The organism is Actinopolyspora sp. BKK2 (genome assembly GCF_011291845.1).
Taxonomy (GTDB): Bacteria; Actinomycetota; Actinomycetes; order Mycobacteriales; family Pseudonocardiaceae; genus Actinopolyspora; species Actinopolyspora saharensis.
This window is the reverse complement of sequence record NZ_JAANTE010000012.1, coordinates 96,149-117,396: the sequence shown is the minus strand read 5'-3', so window position 1 is coordinate 117,396 and position 21,248 is coordinate 96,149. Positions and strand designations below refer to the sequence as shown.

The 21,248-nt window shown below is 71.2% G+C and carries 4 protein-coding genes and 1 pseudogene; all 5 read left to right on the top strand.

Annotation, left to right across the window (positions count from 1 at the left end):
- Nucleotides 1-1,295 (top strand): annotated as a pseudogene (locus tag G9Q41_RS20215) (hypothetical protein); the annotation flags it as partial.
- Between the two features lie 36 nt (nt 1,296-1,331).
- The gene (locus tag G9Q41_RS20210) at nt 1,332-2,960 is read left to right on the top strand and encodes a WXG100 family type VII secretion target (RefSeq protein ID WP_165633832.1); all 1,629 of its coding nucleotides are present in this window, start codon (nt 1,332-1,334) and stop codon (nt 2,958-2,960) included.
- Between the two features lie 35 nt (nt 2,961-2,995).
- Nucleotides 2,996-3,466 carry a YbaB/EbfC family nucleoid-associated protein gene (locus tag G9Q41_RS20205; protein ID WP_207631740.1) on the top strand — a complete coding sequence of 157 codons (471 nt, stop codon included), beginning with the start codon at nt 2,996-2,998 and terminating at the stop codon, nt 3,464-3,466.
- Between the two features lie 44 nt (nt 3,467-3,510).
- Nucleotides 3,511-4,107 (top strand): hypothetical protein, encoded by a 597-nt coding sequence (locus G9Q41_RS20200; protein ID WP_165633831.1) that lies wholly within the window; start codon nt 3,511-3,513, stop codon nt 4,105-4,107.
- A 55-nt stretch (nt 4,108-4,162) separates the two neighbouring features.
- Nucleotides 4,163-21,211 carry a protein-glutamine glutaminase family protein gene (locus G9Q41_RS20195; protein ID WP_165633830.1) on the top strand — a complete coding sequence of 5,683 codons (17,049 nt, stop codon included), beginning with the start codon at nt 4,163-4,165 and terminating at the stop codon, nt 21,209-21,211.
- Nucleotides 21,212-21,248 lie beyond the last annotated feature (37 nt).

Genomic DNA, 21,248 nt, shown 5'->3' with positions numbered 1-21,248 from the left:
CCGGCAGCGACCAGGCCGGACTCAACCGGAAAGCCGTCGACGAAGCACTCAACGACGCCACCGGCGCCGCCCGACAAGCAGGCCAACAGGCCCTCGACGACCTCACCAGCAGTGGCAACGGCGGCAGTGGGAGCGGCAGCGGTGACGGGATGCGGACCAGCAGCTCCGAGCCCACCGACAACACCAACGGTTCCGGCAGCGGCAGGGAATCCGGCAACGCCAACGATTCCGGCAGCGACCAGGCCGGACTCAACCGGAAAGCCGTCGACGAAGCACTCAACGACGCCACCGGCGCCGCCCGACAAGCAGGCCAACAGGCCCTCGACGACCTCACCAGCAGTGGCAACGGCGGCAGCAGTAGCAACGGCGGCACGGACGGCTCCACCGATGGTGGCGAGGGCGCGGCGGGCACCTCCGGCGGCGACGGAGGTGATGACTCCCCGGGAACCGCTCAGGTCTCGGACGTGCTCGACGAGGAGGGCGTCGACACCAGTGGCGGATCGGTCGAGCAGGGACGGGTCGACGACATCGTCGACGACATGGCCGACGCGGCCCGCACCGCGGGGCAGGAATCCCTGAACGAACTGCTCGGCCCCGAAGCAGCCCGGAGCGAGCAGGCCCAGAACATGCTCGACGACGTCACCGAACAGGCCCGCGCAGCGGGTGAGGAGAGCCTGCGACAAGCCGCCGAGGACGGTGAGCCACTGAGCTTCGACGAGGTCGGCAACGTCCTCGACGAGGTGGTCGAGACCAGCCGCACCGCCGGGGACGAGGCGATGGCCGCACTCGGCGGGGAGACTTCGAGGAGCCAGAGCCTCAGCGACTTCCTGGCACCACAACGGGAAGCGGCGACAGCCGCGACGGAAGGCGTGAACACCCCGAACCTGCCCGACCCCGGCTCCGGGGTCGGCGCGACGCTCACCGGTGGCGGCAGCGGAGCAGGAGCGGGCGTGGCAGGTGGTCTGGGCGGCGGAGGAACCTCGATGCCCAACGCCACCGGAAGCACCGCACTCGGGGAGAACGCCACGACCACGGGCCTGGGCGCCACGCCACCCAGCTCGACGCAGTCCACCGTCGACACCGCGGGCGGTTCGGCCGGGGCAACGCCGTCGGGCGCTGCGACTTCCGGAGGCAGGGGGACGCCGATGATGCCGCCGATGATGGGGGGCGGAGGGGCCGGATCCGGAGGCGGCGGCCAGCAGGAACGGGAGCGCTCGACCTGGTTGACCGAGGACAGCGGCGCCTGGAGCACGGACGACGAAACCACCCCACCAGTGCTGGGTCACGATGCCTAGCGCACCGATCCGGCGGCACACCGGGAAAGGAGTCGCATGAGCACGCCGAGCGGTGCCGACCAGTCGAGCCGATCCGAGGCATCACAGCTCGACGAGCACCACACACTGGAAACCGCCGCCGCCGCTGTGGCCGCCGCGGACCCGCAGCAGTTCTACCGGGACGGACAACACTTCGAGGCCACCGCGCAACGGCTGCGCACGGTCAACGACGGACTCCGCCGCGAGCTGCGCAGGGTCGAGGGCGCCTGGCAAGGCCCCGGCGCGGAGCAGTTCCGCACCACGGCACAGCAGATCACCGACACCGTGGAACAGCTGGCCGAAACCCTCACGGCGCCGAGCTACTCGGCGCTGCACGGTCACCTCGGAGATGCGGTCTCGAACGCCGGACGACAACTGCGGCAACTGCGATCCCAGCGCGAGAGCGGACGGCAGGCCGTGGCCAACGATCCGGCCATGGCCGCGACACCGGAGGGGCAGCAACAGCTCCAGCACCAGGAACAGGCGCAGGACGAGCACGCCCAGCTGGTGCTACGGGACCTGGCCACGATCTACCAGCAGGTCGGCGGGCAGCTGCGCGAACTGCCCACGCGCAGCACGCGGGGCACCCAGGTGCGCAGTGTGGTTCACCGGGACACGGGCGAGCAAACCGGTACCGGCACGGACGCGCTCACGGCCCCCACCGGAGGGGGTTTCACCGAGGTCACCGCTGCCCCCGCGGTAGGTTCCGCAGTCCCCGCGACCGGCTCCGACGCCCGCGCGGTGCACTCGAACGCGAACAACGTGCTGGGACGCGGTGGGAACATCGGCGGCGAGCAGTCCCCCTCGGAGAACGTGCAGCCGACCACGCGCGCGACGGGAGCGGACACCACCTCGGAAGCCTCCCTGGCGAGCACCGCACCGGCCTCGACCGGTGCGGTGCTCGCCGGAAGCGGAGCGCTCGGCCGCGACGGCGCCAACCAGACGACCGGAACCACCTCGGACAACGGCGAGCGGGGTGCGGCGAGCCTGGAATCCACCGACGTTCCCGGCGTGCTCTCGGCCCCCGGAGCACCCGGCACGACCACGACCACTCGCGGACGGGAACGCGACCGGCAGGAGCGACTCCAGGAACGCGGCGAAGGCGACTCCGCTCCCCCAACCACGTGGAACACCAACGATCCGGCAGCCGACACCGCGACGCCGGGCACGGCGTTTCCGGTGCCCGGGAGCGGGTACTCGCCCCCGAGCACGCCCACCTCCCACACCGCGCCCGCTCCCCAGGGCGACACGGCAACCGGCAGGGCCGCCAAACCCGTCTCCTCCACCGCCACTCCCCCATCCCGGGTGTCGACCGTGGCCAGTCCCTCCACAGCCAGCACCACCGGAGGGCTCGGCAGCACAACCAGCGGCGGGATCACCACCGGCGCCACCACGTCGACCACCCCCGGCCGCCTCGCGAACAGCGCCGAAGTTCCCTCCGGCATCACCGCGGCAAGCACCGCACGCACCGGGCCACCCGCGAGCCCGGGAGGACTCGGCGGGGCACCGGCCGGCTCGGTGCCCCCGACTGGAGGCGCGGGCACGGGCAACCAGGACAACCGCGAACGCGATCGCAACACCCTGCAGCACGAGGACGAGGACGTCTGGGGTGGGGACGGCGACTCCGGCGGCGTGCTCGGGCGTTGACCCCACACCCGAATTCCGACGATCAGGGAGGCTAGATGTCATCCGAGGGTTTCCGTCGAGAGATGCCCGATCTGAACTCGGCACTGGAAGTGTTCGAGGAGGAACAGCGGAAGCTGGCGGAGTTCCAACGCAAGTTGGCCGAGACCACCACCGTGGTGGACGCGCCGAAGAAACTGTTCACCGTCACCCTGGACGGCAACGGCGAACTCACCGAGTTGAAGTTCAACACCACCGGCTACCGCTCCATGCCCCCCGCCGAGCTCTCCACGCTGATCACGGAGACGTTGCAGAAGGCACGCCGACAGAGCCTGCAGACCATGCAGGAGCTCATGGGCGGCCCGATGGGCGGGGCGGACATCAACGACCTGGCCTCCGGTCAGGCCGACCTGGCCGACGTGCTCGGCAAGGTGATGGAGCCGTCGATGGACCTGCTGCGCGAGACCAGCGGCGACTCACCGTCGAAGAACACCGACCGGACCGAGGACGACGGCTGGGCCCGGGGATGAACCTTCCCTGAGCCCCGCCCGACAGCGCTACTGCGGAGACGGACATGACTTCCGAGACCTACCTCGACGTTCCCGGCACCGAGAACGCGGGGCGACGGCTGTCGCAGGCAGTCGAGGAGTTCAAGGGCGCGCTGCAGGACCTGCAGTACGCGCTGGACCGCGACCACGGCTGCTGGAGCGACGACGAGATCGGCAAGCAGTTCGAATCGTCCTACCTCGAGCCCGCCGACAAGTCCCGCCAGGCACTGCGCAAACTGCAGAACTCGCTCGAGGAGCTCGCCACCGCGGGACTTCCCAACGCCGTGCGCAACATCCAGCAACTCGACACCTCCTACGGCGAGATGATGCAGCGCTACGAGCACCGGATCGAGGAGTACCAAGCCGGCATGCGCGGGCACATGCTCACGCCAACCGAAACCACCCAGCACAACACCGACACACCCCAAGTCAGCCCACGCGAACACACGCTCACACCAACCGAAACCACCCAGCACAACACCGACACACCCCAAGTCAGCCCACGCGAACACACGCTCACACCAACCGAAACCACCCAGCACAACACCGACACACCCCAAGTCGGCCCACGCGGACACACGCTCACACCAACCGAAACCACGCAGGACGACGCGACGAGCTGACCCGCTGTCACCCGCAGCCCGGCCACCTGTCTGATCACGCGAAGGACGCACCACCATGACCACCGAACTTCCCGAAGGACTCCAGAAGGCACTGGAGATCGTCGGCGGTCAACGCTGGCCGGAGGGAGACGAGGACGGGCTGCGCAGGATCAGCACCGCTTGGTCGGACATCTCCGCGGCGATCGACAAGCTGGAGGCCGCGGTGGATCGCTCGGCCAACGACATCGGCACCACCATGCGCGGTGAGTTCAGCGACGCCTACGGGCAGTACGTCACCGACACGCTGCGGCCGATGCTGCGGGACCTTCGCGCCAAGACCGACCACCACTCGGAGCTGGCGAAGAACACCGCGGCCGACATCCAGTACGCCAAGATCAGCATTATCGCTCAGCTCGTGATCGTGGCCGCGACGCTGGCCTTCTCCTGGCTGCCCGGCATCGGGCAGGCGATCACCGCGGCCGCGGCGGCCACGGCCCGAGCGGTGATCGCGGCGATCTTCCGCACGGTCCTGCAGAACATCATCGCCGGTGCGGCGGCGGGGGTCGCCCTCGAGTCCGGACTGGACGCGGCGATCCAGGGCATGCAGATGCTCACCGGCGTGCGCACCGACTGGAACGAGGAGTTCACGAAGGGCGCGGCGGTCGGCGGAGCGCTGGGCGGAGCGATGGGCGGCACCGTGTACGGCGCTCTCCGAGGCGTCGGCGGGTTCGCCAGGGGTGGGATCGGCGACGTCTCCGACAGCGCTGCCGACGACGTCACCAACAGCCTCGTCAAGGGAGTCGACAACGGGGTCGTCCGCGGCCCGAGCGCGGAGGGCGCCGAGGGCGTCCTCGGTCAGGGCGCCAAGGACTTCCTCGACACCACCGGCGGGAAACTCAGCTTCGACGCGGCCAACATCGTCGGCCAGGGAGGGGCGGGGCTCGCCGCCGACGGGGCGACCAACTCCGCGCTCGGCTCGGAGGAGTGGAACCCCTTCTCCTTCACCTCGTCGATGGCCGACGGGTTCGAAAAACGTGGTGACGGGACGAACAGTTCCTACGGCGGAGGCAACGGCGACGGCGGGACGGACACCAGCGGACTGGACGGGCTGCGGAACGTCGACGACGTCGACACCGACCTCCCCGCGGCGAAGGACACGCCGAAGACGATCGGGGCCCCGGAGGACTCGGGAGGCACCGAGACCCAGGGGGTCGACGACGCGCGAGGTGCCGGCAACGAGTCCTCGTGGACCGCCGAGGAGAGCGACGGCGCCACCCTCCACGACGGAGCCAGCGGCAGGAGCCGGTTGAGCGGTACCACGCTCGGTGCGACCGAAGCGCCCCGAAACACCTCGGCACTCGGTTCGGACGGCGTGAACCAGCGCAACTCCGAGGTCAACAACAGCGCAGGAGATCAGGGAGCAACCGCGCGTGCGCCACGAGCAGGAAGCAGCGGGAGCGGAGACGACCTCCCGCACGAGGAGAGCACCGAGACCGGTACGAACCGGGACCGGTGGGACGGCACGAGTGGTTCCCAGGACCGCAGCGGGAACGCAAGCACGACTCCGATAACCGACGCGAGGACAGCCGGGCCCGGAGAGGTGGCGGGCAACGACTCGTCGGTGGTCGGTTCGCAGCACGACAACCCCGCCGAGAACAGCCAACGGAGTCACGGAACGAATCCGGACAACACCACGAACCGGGACAGCGCGAATCGGGACAGCGCTGTTCAGGAGGACATCGCTCGGGAAGCTCCCACCCAGAACAACACCGCCCAGAACAACACCGGATGGGACAGCACCGGAGCGGACGCTTCGGGCAGGAACGAATTCGACGGCTGGGACGAATCCGGACTCCGAAGCGAAATCCCCCCGGACAACGGAACGCAGCGCAACTCCGAGGACGTCACCTGGCAGAACGACAACGGCAGCACGGGAACGAACAGTACCGCCTCCCTGACATCCGCCGGGCAGCACGACCCCGCCGAACAGCCTCCACCCGCTCAGGAACAGAGCACGGTGCCCGACGAAACCACCCGCACAGCGGCCGGGGGCCGAATCGACACGACGGATCTCACCTCACGACCGGACGTGGAGGACACCGCACAGCAGAACGACCAGAACTCCGCGCGGTTCCAGGACCAGCACGACACCGCCGGAGGGCGACCACCACAATCCGTACCGACGCGGGAAGGTATCGGCCACACCGGCAGCGCGGAAACACCGAGCACCGCCGCTGCGCCTGATTCGGGCGGTGCGAGGACCACCGAACCTCCGTCGAGCACCGGCACGGAATCGACCCCGCTCCACGAGGCGGGACGGCACGAGACCGACACCGCCGACTCCCCGCGGCAGGATCGTGCTAACACGCCCGAACCGACCCGAAACACGGTTTCCGAGCACACCAGCTCCGACGCGCGTCCCCACGAGGGAACGGAACCGTCGACGCAGCAGGCCGAATCGACCGGCCCCCCATCCGAGCAGTCCTCGCGCACGACGACGCACGCCCCCGACGAGACCGCCCCCACCGGTGCACATCGGACACCGGCCCCGGAACGGGGCGCGGACAGCACCGCTCGGCCGGAAGTCGGCGCGAGCACCCCCCGAAACACCACCGAACCCGGTCCGACACCCGCGGTCGCCCCGCAGGGGGGCATCACCTCGTCCACCCCGGGCAGCACCACCGGAGGGAGCGGAACCAGCACCGGCAGCACGACACCGGGGCGTCCGGACACCGCCGACCGCACGGCCGGACCACCCAGCAGAACCAGTCCCGCCTCGGAGCAGCCCCCAGCTGGCGCAACCACGCCCGCACCGTCCCGCACGGACCTCGACAGCACCCCGGTGAACACCACGTCCGCAAGCTCGGCAGAAGCGACGGCCGCACCGCACTCCACCGACAGCGATCCGAACGCGGAAATCACCCACCCCGTGGACACCGGACAGACCACCACTCAGGGGACGCCCCCGGAAAACCGCGCCGAATCCCCCAGCACCGCGGCACCCCTGGTCGACCGGAGCGGTCCCACCTCCCCGTGGAACAACACCGGCCAGCGTGGCCACACCGCACCGTCCTCGACGGGTCACTCGGAACTCACCGCTCCCGCGAGGAGCACCAGCCCGAACGACGACACCCCGCCGAAGGTGCGCACCGAATCCTCGACCGCGTCGAACCGGAGCGGGACCGCACGCTCCACCGGAGGCCCGCACACCTACTCCCCACCCGCACGTTCGGCCCCCGAGGCGGGGACGACACGCCAGGTTCCCGTGGACACCACCGGCGATCCCAACCGCACGAGCGAATCCGCCGGGAACGACGGAGGCCGGGAGGTGGCCGACGGCGACTCGGCAACGACGCGACCGGCTCCGACGATGGAGTCGAACCTGCGCGCCGAGGTGTTGCACGGCTTGCTGTTCACCACTCCGGTCGACAGCGGTGCGGTGCTCCACGAGCTCCACCAGCTGCGGGGCGATCAGGCCGCGATCCAGGCGCTGCAGGAGAGCTTCCGCGCACGCACCGGTGGCTTGGACCTGTGGATGCCGTTGGCGTTGAACCTCGACCAGCCCAGCTACTCGCGGGCGATGGACCTGCTGGGGCTGCCGCGCGACTACGTGACGGGTCCGGTCCAGCCCGGCGCGCCGTCCACCTCCGCACCGCCGAAGATGGGCTACGACCCCGCCTACAACCAGTCGGTGTGGAACTTCGCCGGTCACCTGGTCCAGCACAACTCGACGGGTCGATTCGACGACGCGATGACGCTGCTGCACGGAGTCGGCCGCGACATCCGCGCGCTGTGGGCGATCCAGGACGCCTACAGGATGCAGACGGGCAGCGAACTGAGCTCCGACCTGATGAGCACGGCCCCCTGGCGCTCCCACGAGGTGCTGCACGCCATGGGCGCCTACTCCACCGATCCGGTGTCGATGGAGCAGGCATCGCACTGGCACGAGCAGCTCAAGCGGTCCACCTTCGAGCACCACGCCCGGGGACGCAGCACCATCCGCACCGATCACCCCGAGGACGGCTGCTACATCCGCGCCCACCTGTGGGCGCTGGACCTGCAACGCATGGGGGCCGCGCCGAGCAAGATCTTCGTGGCACGCCTCAACCCGCCCCTGTCGGTGCGCACACCGTACTCCGCCGAGGCGCTACCCGGCCTGCCCGGACAGCTCAACTGGAACTTCCACGTCGCCCCCTCCGTCATCGTCAACACCCCGGACGGCCCCAAGCTGCACGTGCTCGACCCCGCCACCAACGACGGCCCCGTACCGTTCGACAGCTGGCTGTCCAACATGCAGGTCGACGTCGCCAGCGAGACCACCCAAATCCTGGGCGGCTCCCCGCAGCACGTCCAGCAGGTCCTCGACACCGATTTCACGAGCAACCCCACCGGATGGGGGCTCGCTCCCAGCAACGCTTTGCTGCCCAGCGGACGCGCGATGGTCATCGCCTCCGATCCCAGCGCGCTGTTCTTCCCCGAACCGTGGAACCCAATGCTGAACCCGCAGTCGCTCCAGGGCGCCGACGCACAGGTGCGCGAGCGCTACGAGGACCTACTGGTTCAGCACAACGACACGGCCCAGCAGCGGGCCGAAAACCGCGCGCGACTGGAGAACCTGCTCAACAACGTGGGCGCGATACACCAGAACGATCCCGGCGCCCTCTCGCTCACCTCGAGCGATCCCGACTCGCTGAGCTTCGACACCACCAACCTGGCCGGCACCGCCGCGAGCGGCACCGAGCTGTTCGCCCCGGGCGCCTTCGACTCGAGCTCTCAGCACGGCCCGGACGCACTGCTCAACGACCCCGTGCTCACCGCGCTGCTCAACGACACCACCAGCGGATTCGACCCGCACGCGTTCAACACGAGCAACCTCGACCCGAACGAACCGGGTGGGAACGATCCCGCCCCGAACGGGGGCGGAAACAGCGGCGAGCACGACGCACCCGGACCCGGCTCGGCGCCGCCGGACGTACCGCCCTCCGACGAGACGGTGCGGCCCGACGCGCTGTTCGCGCCCGACCCGTCCAGCTCGCGCACCTTCACCGAGTGGAACGACCCGCGCACCTCCCGGGACCGCTCCGGTGGTTCCGGAAGCCGCCCCGCCCCACTGGGCATCGAGGACACGGGCACGTCCGACCGATCCGCGGAAGCGACGTCACGAGAGCACGACCCGAGCACCAGCGACAACGAACCCTCCCCGTGGGACAGGGCGTGGAAGCACAGCACCGCCCCCACCGCCGCGTGGTTCGACCCCGACACCGCCCCCGCGCATCCCGACCAGTGGCGCGAGCAGCGCGAGCACGCACCTGCTCACGAGGTCGACACCGAGGTCCGGGACGTGCGCACGAACAGCACGGCCAACGAGCTGAAGTACTACGAGGGCCGCATCCGCTACGCCCTCCGCCACATGGACGTGGCGGGACAACGCGTGCAGGAGTACACCTTCCACGCCCACCTCTCCCCCGACCCCACCATCACACCGGACCAGCTCCGCGACCTGCGCGACCGGCTCACCGAGACCGTCGACACCCTGTTCAACCAGGGCAACCGCCTGCCCTCGGGCGATCAGTTCCACGCCCGCGTCGAATTCGTCGACGACCCCGCCCAGGCCCACGACACCATCCACGTCAGCGGCGAGGGCCCCACCGACCAGAACCACTGGAACATCCACGCCTCCCCCAACCTCCACGCCCACGAGATCGGCCACTACTTCGGACTGCCGGACGAGTACCCGGACCCGCGCGGCCCGCTCGACACCCCCGACACCCGCCGCCTGTTCAACCGGGGTGACCCGCCCCGAGCCACCGACGTGGACACCGGCGACCCGCACCCCGCGCACAACTCCGTCCAGCTGGACAACGGTCTGATGGGGCACTCCGCCCTCCACGACCCCCACCTCAAACCCCGCCACCTCTGGGCCATCGAGAACACCGCCCACAGCCAGGGCGCCCGGCCCGACATCACCCCCCGCACCACCACCTCCCCGACCAGCACCGACCCCACATCCCCCCACCTCCGACCGGGTCGCCCCACCCCCGCGTCCGCGGGGATCGAACTCGGCGAGCTGCCCCCGAACCCGCCCCGCGACTCCGCCCCGGAGAGCACGCCCACCGCGGAGCGGCAACGCACCACCGACGGTGACCGGCCACAAGCCCCACAGCACGACACCGCACAGCGCAGCACCGCACAGCCGAACCCCCCGGGCGAGACCACACCCCCGACACCGAGGATCACCCTCACCAAACCGGACGAGCCGCGGGAACAACTGGTGGACCTGGGCAACACCCCCGGCTACTTCCAGGAGGGCAAGGCGCTGGGACACGTCGCGCTCACCGAACTGGACACCGGCGGGCTCACCGACCGAGTGCGACAACTGCTGCCGAACCCGAGGGCACTGGTGCCGGTGGGACTCGACGGGATCGAACCGGCGACCAAGCAGAACTTCGAGTCCTTCATGGACGCCGGCCGCGGGTTCCCGGTGCGCGTGGGTACCGAGTGGTTCGAGGTGCGCGTGCGTGCGAGGCCACGGCTGCCGGAGGACCTCGGCCCCGTGGCCTCGGCAACGCCTGCCAGGACCAAGGTCGACCTGACCGCCCAGTCCGGCACCACCAACCCGCGCACGAACACGGTCACCAACTCGACCAGCACGGCGTTCAACGCCACGGGGGGACCACTGCTCGGCCCCTACGGATCGCTGGGCGCGGGTGCTCCCCTGGCCACGCCCAGCTCCTCGCAGCACAGGGACTCCTCCGCGCAGGAGCAGCGCAACTTCCGCTCGGGCAGCAGCTCCACGACCGCCGAAGTGCCCGTCGACTTCGACATCGATGTTCGCGACACCGCAGGACGGCCGGTACGCGCCGCGGGAACCGCTGACGTGCCCGGCACCACCACCGGCAGCGCCGAGCTGCGCATCCCCGACGATCTGGGGAGGATGAACCGCCACCCGGAGGTGGGACCGAAGACCCCGCCCGAGGGGTGGGGAGCGCGCCTGGAGCATCCGGGCACCGAAGCCGTGGTCGACCTCGAGGACGGATTCGACGCGATCGCCGGGCAGCTGCACCCCTCGATCACCAGGTTGGGGGCGCCGGGACGCACCGTGCTGCAGGAGTTCCTCAGCGCCACGAACCTCCGAAACAGCATGGGGCAGCTGCAGCACGGCTGGGTGACCTCACCGGACCTGCTCAGCCCGCACGGCAGCCGGGGCACCGCGGTGCAGATGCGTGCCTCGTTCGGCCGGGCCGAACTGGTCGGCACCTCCGGGGACACGACCATGCGGCTGCACGAGTCCTCCGCCACCAGCAGCAGCACCTCGGCCACCAGCAAGACCGGTTTCGAGGTCGACGCGGGCCTCGGAGGCCGCGCGTTCGGACTCGGAACGATGGGAGGCGCTGCCGGAGTCACCGGCGGCTACAAAGCCAGCCGGAGCTCGAACTCGGTGACCGGGGTGGAATCGACCTCCCGCCCCGGCATGCAGGTCAAGGGCAACCAGGGGCTCTACAAGGTGGACACCACCATCGAGGTCCGCACCCCCAACGGCCGGTCGACCAGCTTCACCGCCACCAGCTACCTGCGAGCGGGGCTGCCGGAAGCCGCTGACCAAGGTCTTCCCGTTCCACCGGGAACCAGGAACTCGATCACCACCGCCACCGAGCAGCGGTTCCCACCGCCGTTCCTGGCCGACAAGGCCGCGGCCGGCGACGTCAAGGTCGGCGAGCACGGCCCCGTGAACCGGGTGCGGCCCGAGATCGAACAGGCGCTGGGCCGGATCAAGGGCTTCGAGGAGTTCCTGCCGGACTGGAGCTCCCGGCGCACCACACGCGAAACCGGCAAACACCTCTCGGACGAGCAGGAGAGGTTCGACAACCTGCGCAAACTCGACGCCGAACTCTCCCCCTCCGCACTGCGCACCAAGCTGGACAGCCTGCTGGGGCCCGGTGTTCAGGTACAGCTCAAAAAACGAGACCTGTTCACCAGCGACTACGTCAACATCGCGGTCAAGGCCCGGCTCGGCACCCCCGAACACCTCGGGCAGGCCGACCAGCGCAACATTCGCTCGATCGCGGCCGGTTCGGCCAAGTGGGAGAACTCCACCGGCGTCGAGAAGGGATGGTCCGCCGGTGTGGAAGGCCGCCTCCGGCTGGTCCCGGACACGGGGGTGACCAGATCGGTGCTCTCCCCCACCGTCGGGGTGAAGTACAGCGACACGACCGCGCACAAGATGAGCGCCAACCCGACGGTGAGCCACCAGTCGCTGCTGGTGGGCGACTCGAAATCGCAGCTCTTCCGCTACCCGGTGGAATTCGACGTCGAGATCAGCAGCTACAGCCGCACCCGCTCCTGGGTCAAGCGCACCACTCCCGGCTCACCGGTGCGCGAAGTGCCGGAACCGAAGGTGCTGGCCCGCACCGCGGCCCCGGACCGCCCGGCGGAGCCAGGTGTGGTGGAGATCCCGGCGCTCCGGGATCCGATGACGCTGTGGATGCCCGATTCGGCGACCTCCGCCCACGACCTCGCCGAGTTCCGCCCCGGCCCGCCGCGGACCCGCGAGCTCGGGGACGCGGATCCGTCCAACATCCGCGAACTGCTCAGCAACCGGAACCGACCGGAAGCGCCGAACTGGCTGCACGTCGCAGCGGTGGCCCACACCGAAGGACTGCGCGACGAGGCGATCCGACTGCTCGACCGAGCAGCGGACGGAGACGGGGCGCTCGGCCTGCCGGGAAGCGTCTCCCGCGACGTGCTGGACCGGTTCTTCAGCCCGGAGAACGTCAAGGCCGAGCTGCGCCAGCTCGTCGATCACGGGCTGGTGGAGGACGGTCTGGTCCACAGCCGCAGGGTGCACGACCGCAGGGGTGGCGTGGCCATGGGCTTCGCCCTGAGCCATCCACGACTGGTCTCCGCCTCCGAAGGACTCAGCACCGAGAACAACGACGTCGGTGGGTTCAAGGCCGGTGCGAGCACCACCCGCAGGACGGGCTGGGAGCTCAACACCTCCTTCACCGGCACCGCCCGCCCGAGCAGCACCCCCGCCGACCCGACCAGCGGACTCGGCGGTGGCGCGCTGTCCGGCAAACCGTGGAGCAGGACCACGTCCGAGACCCACGGCGCCGAGATCTCGGGCAGCCTGGAGCGCAACGTCATCACCCCGGCGAACGCGCGGACGATGCTGGTGCAACTGGACGCCGAAGTGACGCTGCAGGCCGAGAGCCACGAGCGGAACATGCTGCACAACGGCACGCCGCGGGCCGAGGGGTCGGTGACGACGCTGCCCGGCGGGGTGTTCCTGCGCGTCAGCGAGGAACAGGCCCGCGCGCTCGGCGTGCTCGACGAACCAGCAACGGCTCCGACGCACCGGCAGGAACGGCTGGACGCGCCGAGCACGATCTCCAGGGGACAGCCCAGCTCGCTCGGGCTGAGCGCGGTCGACGACGTCCCGGACCTGACCCGGCTGATCGACGAGATGCGCGAGAAGCTCGGCCCGGAGGGCGCGAAGCTGCTGCCGGAATCGGCGCTCAACGACTCGATGCGCAATCTGCGGCAGCTGGCCGGACTGACCTCCCGGGAAAACGTGACCGCGCTGCTGGACACCACGCTGGACGGCGGCGTCCCGCTGCTGGTGCACCGGCCCGGCGTGTTCGGGCGGGACAGCTACCAGGTGATGCTCAACGCCGAGCTCGGCGACCCCGAGTTCGTCGACGTGGTCAACGACGGAGTCGGGGTCGACCACACCCTCGCCAGAAGCGCCAAGGAAACCGGCGCCAATTCCAGGGGACACGCTTGGAACGCCGGGGTGAGCGCTCTCGGCGGAATCACCCCGGGCACCGGTGACCCGAAACTGTCGACCACGGCCGGTACCGGGCTGGGCGCCGGGACGAACGTGGGACACGGCCATTCGACGACCCGGACGGAGTCCTCGTCCCGCCAGGTCGGCTACACGCGCAAGGCCAGCGGTCCGATGGCCCGCTACGAGGTCCCGGTGCGGTTCGAGTTGACCGTGCTGCGCGACGGTCGGGAACCGACCACGGTATCGCTGGACGAGCAGCGGTTGCGGATGCGCCTGCTCGCCGACAACCAGTCGACGAGCACGGACGGCGAACCCGGTCGATCCGGCGGTTACGCGCCGAAACAGCGGGTGGTCGGCCCGCAGGAGGCGCGGGAGCAGGAGTTGCGCACCTGGCAGCGGAACAATCCGATCATCCCGAAGACCGCCGCACCGGAGGGAATGCGCGGTGTCGGGGCGCTGCGGGAGGCCGCCGTGGAGGCCTTGCGACGAGCCGGAGCGGGCAAGGGGCTGACCACCGACGGCACGGGCGCGCTGCACACGCTGCGTTCCACGCTGAGCTCGGAAGTGCTGCAGCCGCACCTGCCGGACATGCTCGACGGGCCCCTGACGGTGCCGAAACTGCACGAGACCGCGCTGCTGACCGACCGGCACGCCGAGGTCAAGATCTACGCACGGGTGCACACCCCACGGTTGGTCGCCCTCAGCGACGGGCTGGAGATGGCCAACCCGCGCGCCGACTCCACCACCAACACGGCCGAGACCAAGCACGAGGAGACCGGATCCAGCTCGGTGGCCCCCGGGCAGGGCCGGGCGCTGTGGAACGACGACCCGGGCGGGTTGCTCAACTCGCGCGGGGCGGACCTCAAGCGCGACGCCGCGGCCGGCGACACCTCGACCGGGGGAACCGCAGGAGGGCGCACCAGCGCCGTCAAACCGGACGAGCGCAGCGGTCTGGTCGAGTACGACGTCGAGTACCGCGTCGTGGGCGAGGTGGACGGAACCACCGGTGTGGTCGACCTCGCGATCCCGGCATCCACGCAGCTGCGGGTCAGCGAGCCGGACCTGCCCGGACTGCTCGGTCGGGATCTGCCCGAGCAGCTCTCGCAGGCCCAGAACACGCTCACGAGCAAGGCCGACGCCTGGCGCAAGGCCGAGATCGCGGCGGACAAGGCGCGGCGGAAATCGGTCGAGCAGCTCAACGAGATCGCACCCCGCCGCGCGGAGGCCGAGCGGGCGCTGACCGAGCGGCGGAGCGAACTCGACCGGGCCGAGCAGCGGGTGCGCACCCTCGAGCAGCAAGTCGACCAGGCCCGGACGAACCAGCAGACGGCGCGGAGCCGGCTGGAGGAGCTGCGCGACGGACCGCGGGCCGCGGAAGCGGACCGGCAGGCCGACGTGGCCGTGAACCGGCTGTGGCTGGCGAGCTCGCAGCGCGCGGAACTGGCCGAGGAAGTGGAGCAGCTGCGTTCCCGACAGCCGCACGAGGCCGAACGCCTGGCGGACGCGGAGCGGGAGTTGCGCGACGCCGCCGACCACGAGCGCGCCGCCGAAGCCGAGTACGCCCGCGCCGACGCCGGGCGGCAGCGGATGCAGGACGAAGTGCGGCACGCCCAGGACCAGCTCACGCACGCGACCGAGACCCTGTACACCGCTCAGCACCGACTGGACGAGGCCATCGCGAACAGGGACCGGGCCCGCGACGGGGTGCTCGGCTCGGACAGCACCGTCCGCGCCACCGGTGACGAAGTGTCCACCGTGGAGCGGGAGCTGGAGCGGGCCCGCGACCAGGCCCACGACGCCCAGTCCGAGTGGTGGGCGGCCAAAGCCACAGCGGACCGCGAGTTGGCCGGCTTCCGCGCCGCCGCGGAGACCGCACCACGCGGCGGACTCGACCTCCCGCGCGATCCGGACCACCAGCGGGAGGCCGAGGCCGAGCGCTCCACGCCTCCAGCGGCTCCGACCCGACCGGCACCGTGGAACGCCCCGGGCGAACACAACCCCGACCCCACCCCGCACACCGGCCCCGCGCCGCGACGGACGACGCACCTGCCCCCCGTGCCCGAGGAGACCGAGCTGGAAAGCCTCCGGGGACGGCCCGACCCCGAACGGGCGACTCCGAACAGCACCGCGGAGAACACCACGCACGCCGGTGCCGAGCACCAGCGGGAACCGGCGAGCTTCACCGACGAGGTGCTCGCCGAGTTCGACCGGATGCACACCGCGACGGAGGACCGGCCCCCGGCTCCCCGCACCACGGCAGAACCACCGGAGGCCCCCGGAGCGTCCACCGCGGACAGCGCACCGGAAGTACCACGCGACGACACCGCGGACAGCTCTCACGAACCCCCGCTCGACCGGCTCAGGGCCGACCGCCCGACCGTGGCGGACCTCGACGGCACTTCCGTGCGCGCGTCGGTGCTCGAACTGCTCACCGGGAACAGGCGGCTGCGGCAGCACCCGAACCTGCGGGAGTTCGTCGAGGTTGCCTTCTCCGACGAGAACCTGCGGAAGCACTTCCACCGGGCGGCCGACGGCGGCTACGAGGTGGACCTGGGAACTCGAGCCGGAGGACGCGGCGCACGGATCACCCTGGACATCGCCGAGCTGCGCGCGGCGACGCCGAACGAGGCGCGCGGCGGAACCGCGGAGCTCACCAGCTCGCGCACGCACGACACCGCCCGGAACAGCTCCACCACCAAACGCTCCCCACTGGGAACCGGAGGACTCGGCCTCCGAGTGCCCTGGCTGTACCTGCTGGCGCAGATACAGGTGGCCGGCCTGGTCAACTCCAGGGACTCGGACCTGACGGCCCGGCACGGGCACGAGGAAACCACCACGCTCACCGAACACCACCGGCCCGGCCGCACGGCCCGGCACGAGACCGACTACCGCATCACCGTGCGCACCCCGGGACGGTTCCCCCGCAGCGACGAGGTGACCCAGCACGCGGCCGCCGACGCGACAGCGCACCTGACCTGGCCCGAGGACACCACGCACGCGGGAGATACCCCACCCGAGCCGTGGCAGTACCCGGGCGAGATCACCCACGCCGAGCTGTCCGGCCTCGGCGCCGTCCACCGCGCGATCTCCGGGGAACTGGGCCTGCGCATCGGTGACCCCGCGGGGCGTGAACTGCGCGACTGGCTGCACTCGCTGGGCGCGGAAGTGCTGCAGGGGCCGGTCCGCAAGACCTTCTCCTTCGACGGCCGACGGGCTCCGATCGAGATCGTGCTCGGCGTCGCCGAGCACGCGCACACTCGACCTCTGCCCGACGTGGAGGGCACCGTCACGCACACCACCACCGACGAGGCCGATTCCACCTCCGGGCAGGCGACCACCCGCCAGCGCGGCGGCACGCTGTGGGTGGCAGGCGGTGACATCAGCGGTCTCACCGGCGCACTGGCCGGACCGGCCGTCTCGCACGTGCGCAGCACCCGCGACGAGCACACCCACACCGCCGGGCACGAACGCGCGACCACCAGCGACCACCGCGGACGGCTGCACAAACAACGAGTCGCGCTGCGCTACCTGGTCCGGCTCGGTGACGAGCAGCGGGAGGTCCCACCCGACGAACCGACCCGGAACGGCGAGCGCGGGACCGCACCCGGCATCGACCCCCCCGCCCCGGAGGCGGTGAGCCGGTACGCGCCGAAACGACTGCTGCACGTGGACGGAGCAGCGACCGTGTGGACGCGCGGCACCACCGAGACGCCACCCCAACAGGAGGCCACCGCAGACGAACCACCAGCCCCCGCCCACCCGGAGGGAACCACCGCGAACACGGCCGGACCACCGGACCGGGACCACACCACGGCGCCCCCCGAAGCCGAGCAGCACCGCATCCCGGACCGGCTCGACGCCCACCACCAGCTGGAGGAACACGCGGTCCAGGCCATCACCGGGCCGGTGCTGAGCAAGCTGCACGCCGACGGCACCCTGCCCGGCAAGGCCCTGCCCGAGCTCGCCGCACGGCTCAACTCCATCGTGCGCGCCCACCCCAGGGAGGTCACCGGCGGCGACGGACTGCGCCTGCCCCTGGGCACGATGCACCCGGGCGCCCCGGACGTGTTCGTGCGCGGCACGCTGGACCGCACCGGGGCGCGCTACCTGGGCCGGCCACACGGCACCTCGACCACCAGCACGATCGGAAACCACGAGACGCACCGCCTCACCCGCGAGCACGGCAGGAGCACCACGGCGGGAATCAACGCGATCGCGCCCGCCTCGATCCCCAACCCGGTCGGCCCCGCCCAGCACAACAGCTACTCCGGGCTGCAAACCTCGCGGGAGGTCTCCCACGGCCACGAGGAAACCACCTCGCACACGACCGGCTACAGCCGCACCACGGACCACGCCCCGGTGCACGAGTTCAGCTACCCGACCGAGTTCGAAGTGCGCATCGGCGGACGGTGGTCGGACCAACCCGACCCGGCCGGCACGAGCACGATCCACTCGCACGTGCGGATCAGCGCCCCCGAACGCGCGCAAACCCGGCTCGACGACGCCCCGGCCGACTCGCCCACCACGCGCGGGAACGACGCCAACGACGACACCGGCACCTGGCAGCGCGGCCACCCACCCCGGCCGCACCGGCAAGGACACCTGCCCGCCGACTTCGAACTCGACTCGCTGGCCCCCGCACCGGGGCTGCGCCGCACAGTGGCGACCATGCTCGGCACGGTCGCGGGAACACGATGGACGAACTGGGCAGTGGCCCCGCTCCTCGGCAGGAAACCCACCGCGTTCGACGAGCACAGCACCGCGCTCGACGCGGTGGAGTCCTTCACCGGTCCCGACGCCCGCACCGCCCGGTTCGAACGGGCCGCGCTGCACCGCGACACCGCGTGGCTGAAGAGCCACAACCCCGGTGGGCCGCTGGGCAACCGGGAGCTGACCGCCCGAGCGGACCTGTCCACCAGACTCGAGACCCCACGGGTGGTCGCCAGGGACGACGCGCACAGCTTCGGCGGTTCGCACGAGCGGGCCGAACGCGGTGCGCAGTCGACCAGCAAGCACAGCCGCAGCTACCGGCTCGGAGGCGACCTGACGCAGTACTTCGCGAGCGGAAACCCCGCTGCGATGCTCGGTCCGACCTCCGAGTTCGGGGTGAGCTACACCTCCGGGAACGCAACGGCCTCGAAGTCCGACTCCGCGAAGAGCACCTCCGCGCACCGCCACACCGAACGGGGCTATCTGGTGCGCTACGACGCGGTGCACGAGGTGCGGACCTCGGCGCGGCGCTCGTGGCAGGACCCCCTCCGGCTGCTGCACCACGGCCCCCCGGACGAGCGGAGCGAATGGGTGCGGGTTCCCGACGCCGTCGAGGCGTGGGTCCCCGCCGCGGAACTGCACCAGGTCGGCCGGTTGCCCGAGTCCGACATCGCGCGGCTGGCCCCCGAAGACGCCGAGCACTACCGGCGGCACGCTCCGGAACCAGCGGACCCCGAATCCGGTGACCAGCAGCACCCCGAGCCCGACCCCGCCCCGCAGCCGCCCCGGGACCACGACGGTTCCGCCCACGCCGCCGAGCAGGAGACCTCAGCGGTGCGTCCCCCGGAGAACGCGGGGCGGGGCAGCGGCAGGATCGAGCTCTACCGGCCCGGTGCCGCGCGGGAGCTGCTGGAACAGGTCCAGCAGCGGTTGTCCGGATGGTCCCGACAGCACGGACGGCCCGGCGCCGGCGCGCGGATGCTCGACCTCGCCTACGAAGCACTGGGCAAGCCGCCAACACCGCAGCAACCGAGCGTGCCGAAGTTCGACGCGATCAACGAGCGGCTCGTCGACGGCGTGCTGGGGCAGCTGGGCAGCAGGTACGGCTTCGACACCGCCCTCGAGGAGATGCTCAACGGCGGACGACCGGTGCACCTCACCGGCGACACCCCCTTCGGCAAGGTCGAGCAGCTGGTGGTGCTGCGCGCGCGGCCCGGCGCGGGGCGGTACCAGCGGACGCTGTCCGAGCACACCACGACCGACTCGCACGAGACGAGCCGGACCACGGGGCGCGGTGACCAACGTGGGTGGGACGTCAACGCCATGCTCGGGGCATCACCCTTCTACGGGACCAGCAACGCGCCCGGCAGCGTGCACATGCACGGCCTCACCGGCGCCTACGGCAGCAAGCGGGGCTTCGAGGGATCCGCGCGGAACGGGCACTCCACCACCGCCGACGGCGCGGAGCCCGCGGTGCAGTTCCTGCACGATCTGACCATCGACATGGAGGTCTACCCCTACTCCCGGCCGGGCGCCTACAGCGGCCTCCTGGGCGGACGGTTCGCCCGGCTCGCTCCGCGCCGGTTCGGGCAGCCGTGGCGCAGCAGCTTCGACCTGCGCGCAGCGGCGCGCTCCACGATCCCCACCTCCGAGGTGCTCCCGCTCGACGGCCCGACACCGCAGCCCCTGGCCCGGGCCGACGGCCCGTTCCGGCGGGAACGCGACGAGCAGGCGGACCGGCCGGCGTGGCCTCCGGAGGCGAAGGTCCGGGTACGACCGTTCGCCGCACCGGCGCTGCACCGCGAACTCGGCAAGCTCGCCCACGGCGATCCCGAACTGGAACCGCCGCGGCCGGACCTGCGTCCGGGCAACGCCGCCCGGCTGCACACCGCCACCGGCGTCGGCCAGCTGCGCTCGCACCTGCCGGAGGCGCTGTCCCCCGGGGGCCACACCATCGAGCTCGCGGGAGGACAGCTGGAGTCGGTGCGGATCACCGCCGACCTGAGCAGCCGCGAGCTGCTCGGAGAGGTGAAGCAGGGCTCGCTGACCAGCACCGACACCGAACAGCAGCAGGTGAGGTCGACCTCGCAGCGCGGAGGCAAGGCGGCAGTGATGACCTCGATGGACTTCCGCCAGCCCGGGCTGGAGGGAGCACCCCTGCGACCCGGCCAGGGGCTGGTCAGCATCAACCGGACCGTGGGCGACCGGAGCACCGACGAGGCCCCCGAGGTCTCCACCACCGAGGAGTCCCCCGGCACCGCGAAGAAAACGCGGTACCTGGTTCGGGTGACCCCGGAGTGGGAGCTGACCCCGTCCTACCGAGGGACGGTCCCACCGGATTGGGAGGCACCACTGCGCACCGGGCCGGATGAACCGGTGCTGCTCGAAGTCGACGGTGACGGGCTGACCCGGCTGGGGCTGAGCGAACCGGCACAGCAGGAAGCTCCCGAAACGGCGCCGGAACCGGGGCACCACCGCCCCGACAGCACGGGCTCCGCCGACGAGCACGCCCCGGACCGGCCGCACGGCGACGCCCCGCCGAGCGCACCGGAACCGCCACCGGCCAGGAGCGAGCTGGAGCACTTCCTCGCCCCGAAGCCCACCTCCGGCGACGCGGACGCCCCCTGAACCACCGGTGCGCACGAACGCGCGGCTCGGCCCCGGA